The 3,058-nt window shown below is 25.1% G+C and carries 5 protein-coding genes and 1 pseudogene; 2 read left to right on the top strand and 4 right to left on the bottom strand.

The genetic code is table 11. The features are described from left to right. On the bottom strand, positions 1-325 hold a 325-nt coding region (locus tag IC173_RS20055; protein ID WP_227856194.1), incomplete at its 3' end, for a hypothetical protein. Between the two features lie 239 nt (positions 326-564). Between IC173_RS20055 and IC173_RS20060 the strand changes: the two genes are divergently transcribed. Next, complete coding sequence (locus IC173_RS20060) at positions 565-882, top strand: hypothetical protein (RefSeq protein WP_227831736.1); 318 nt, start codon at positions 565-567, stop codon at positions 880-882. Positions 883-1,045: 163 nt separating this feature from the next. On the opposite strand, the gene IC173_RS20065 is transcribed toward IC173_RS20060, so the two are convergent. Both IC173_RS20065 and IC173_RS20070 read right to left on the bottom strand, forming a co-directional pair. Beyond that, positions 1,046-1,360, bottom strand: a complete 315-nt coding sequence (locus IC173_RS20065; protein WP_227831737.1) for a hypothetical protein — start codon at positions 1,358-1,360, stop codon at positions 1,046-1,048. Between the two features lie 114 nt (positions 1,361-1,474). After that, a complete protein-coding gene (locus tag IC173_RS20070) occupies positions 1,475-1,954 on the bottom strand; it encodes a hypothetical protein (protein ID WP_227831738.1) in 480 nt (159 codons plus the stop codon). Positions 1,955-2,244: 290 nt separating this feature from the next. Between IC173_RS20070 and IC173_RS20075 the strand changes: the two genes are divergently transcribed. Further along, positions 2,245-2,724: a hypothetical protein gene (locus tag IC173_RS20075; RefSeq protein WP_227856195.1), complete on the top strand. Its 480-nt coding sequence runs from the start codon at positions 2,245-2,247 to the stop codon at positions 2,722-2,724. A gap of 29 nt (positions 2,725-2,753) precedes the next feature. On the opposite strand, the pseudogene IC173_RS20080 reads toward IC173_RS20075, so the two are convergent. Next, positions 2,754-3,058, bottom strand: a pseudogene (locus IC173_RS20080) (N-acetylmuramoyl-L-alanine amidase); the annotation flags it as partial.

The following is a 3,058-nucleotide window of genomic DNA, read 5'->3' on the forward strand; positions in this document are numbered from 1 at the left end:
GTATTTCTTCCTGATATTTGTTAAGTATAGCTCTAGTTACTATTACAGTTGCGTCAAATGTTTCTGAATCTTTATTTTCAGCTATTTTTACAACATCTAATATTGTATCTTCTTCTGTTGATATTAAATTTTTGATATCTTTACTGTTTAACATTACTTTACTCTTAGGGTCTTCATTTCTAGGTCTAATGTTGTGATTTGCTAAATCTATTATCCTTTGAGGAATTTTTTCAGGGGGGTCTTCATCAGCAAAAGTAAATGGTACACATACTTGAAAAATCATTAACACTGATATTACAAATGGTACAAGTTTTTTTAATTTCATAAGAACACCTCCTTGTTTATATAAATTATAATATAAATATTCAGAAATTTCAATCTATTTTTGTAGAATAGTTATATTTTTTGATATTTAATATATTATCATTAAATTTTATTACATATATTTGTAATATTTTAGATACTCTTTGTACTTATGTTACTGATATACTTTGATTAAGAAAATTAATCTAATTATAGGTTGGTGATTATATATAAAATCATATTATAAAGGAGGTCTCTACTATGAAAACTCAGAATATCTATCTTATGTTTCTTGGAATAGGAATTATAATAGCAACTACAATAATATCTTTAATTAAAGTTAAAATTGGTTTTTATAGTGAAAAATATTTTAATAAATTAGAATTAATATATGGAGATATAGATAGAAAAAGAAGCATTAAACTGGAAGTTCTTTATCGCTATGCAATAAGCCTTGAATACATAGCAATAGGCTTATTTACAAGAAGATTAGACATTACAATAATAGCAATGATATTAGCAGCTATTATAACAACAACCTTATATTATTTAATTAGAAAGAGGTATATAACTGTATAAACGATTTATAAAATACTAATAAAATTGATAATCAAAAGAAGGTAATAGGATTACCCTATCATCTTCTTTTGATTTGTCTAATGTTGTATGATTTCATACTGTTTTTGTCAACCAATATAACTAAATAGTTATGAGAAAATACTATAAAAAATTATTATAACGTTTAACAATCTCCATAATATTCAGTAAAATATAAAAGACTTTTCTTAGTGACTTTATAATTTCTCAAGTACGATTCTGTAGCTTTCTCAATTGGAGGTTTAGTTAATGTATAACATTTTGCATTTTCTTTTGACAACTTTTCTTTGTCTATTTTGTTATGCAACTCATCATCAACTATTCCTGTAGTAATAGCTTCTTTGAAATATCCATTAAAAAATACATGAGTCTTTAGTGCTAGTGCAGGCGTTGAATGTAATACTAGAAACATTGCAATAATAGATAATGCTGTTGTTAATACTAACTTTATCCTCTTCATAATTAATCTCCTCACATTAATAATATATCTCCAACTTATTATATAAGTTAACATATATCAATATTTTTTATACACAAGTATGGTAGTAACTAAAGTTAATTGCTACCTTCTAGTCTATTTCAAATAGTCTTTTAGATAGAATATTTCTTCGCTTTGATAATTCCATATATTTTTCCATGATATTACATATTTGAAATTTCCAATTATATCTTTTAATTCTTTATCATTAGCGTTTTCTAAGTATACTTCAAGGGTTTCAGTATGTTTTTTATTATATGTTACAATACTATCTCCCAACATCCTAACTTTTTCATTATCCCTCAGAAAATCGTAAAAACCATCTGAATTAAATTTTATATCTTTTATTAATATATTTGGTGATTTAACTTTAACTTGAATATCAACATGTTTTAAACGCTTAATATCTACATTTTTTGGTAAACCCTGTTCCTCTTTTTTTATTCTCTTATAATCCTCAGTAGTGATACCATTTATTTTAGCTGAAAAATTTATTGTAGGCTTTATAAATGTTGTAAGATATATACACAACATTAAGCATATTCCTACTAAAATATATCGTATTTTATATTTCATAGTATCATCCCCTTTGTTAGAATTTTTCTACATACAACTTATATCTATATTATAACTTATTTGTTAAGATATTTACTAAAATATAAGCATTAAATCTATAGTTTAGCTTTTATAAACTCTCTAGCCCTATCCATTATTAACCACACATCATCAGAATAAATCTCTGTAAATTTTTCTTTTGTCGTCTCGCTCTATTTTCATCTAAAATCGTTCGACAAATTGCTGATATAAGTTCTTAAATATGCTATAAATTAAAGTATAATAGACATTAATTTATAGAGGTATAAAATATGTTTCTAAATGATATATTTGATATTATTAAATTTAACAAAAAAAGCCCTATAGAGCAGTTGAATATTATTCAAGAAGAAGAAAAACCATACATAAAAGAAGCTGAAGAATATTATAAATGCAATTACAGATTTTATAATTCTCTTAAGGAGATGGTTTTACTGGAAAATATAAAAATAGAAAAAACACGCATCAAAACCATCTTAAATTCTAAAAATAATCCATCAAGTCCATTTGTAATTGCTCTTATTGCTGCATTTATATCAATTTTCTTTAGTCTATTTGCCAACAATATTATAAAAGATTTTTATATTGCTGGTGCTGTAATAGGAGTTTTTTTTAGTTCTTATTTATATCTAATATGTGAAGCTCAGCAAAAATGGGATAGTCGCCAAAAATTCTATATGAGTTCGCTGCAAGTATTAGATAATATGGAAAATAAAAAACTTAAAGAAAGAAAGTATAAAAAAAGAAAGTAGCAACTATCTCCAGTTGCTACCTTCTTAATCTATCTATCAATAAAATCTAATGCTTTATAAAGTGTATCAAATCTATCATTACCTTTTATCATAGTATATCTCTCTTTAGTTATAGAACCTATCTTATTACATGCTCCTCCGCCTACAACATATAGATTTTCTGTTTGACCTGGTATATAATCTTTTATATCACATATTAATATTTTTCCATCATTATAGCCCCAGCCGACTACTGTTGCAGGTATCTTGTCAACTTCTCCATCATAAACTATAGTGTGTTTATACATCTCTTTGGCTCCCTCATTTTTTATATTTTTATTCAATACACCTTCTA

Source organism: Clostridioides sp. ES-S-0048-02, from assembly GCF_020658495.1.
Lineage (GTDB): Bacteria > Bacillota > Clostridia > Peptostreptococcales > Peptostreptococcaceae > Clostridioides.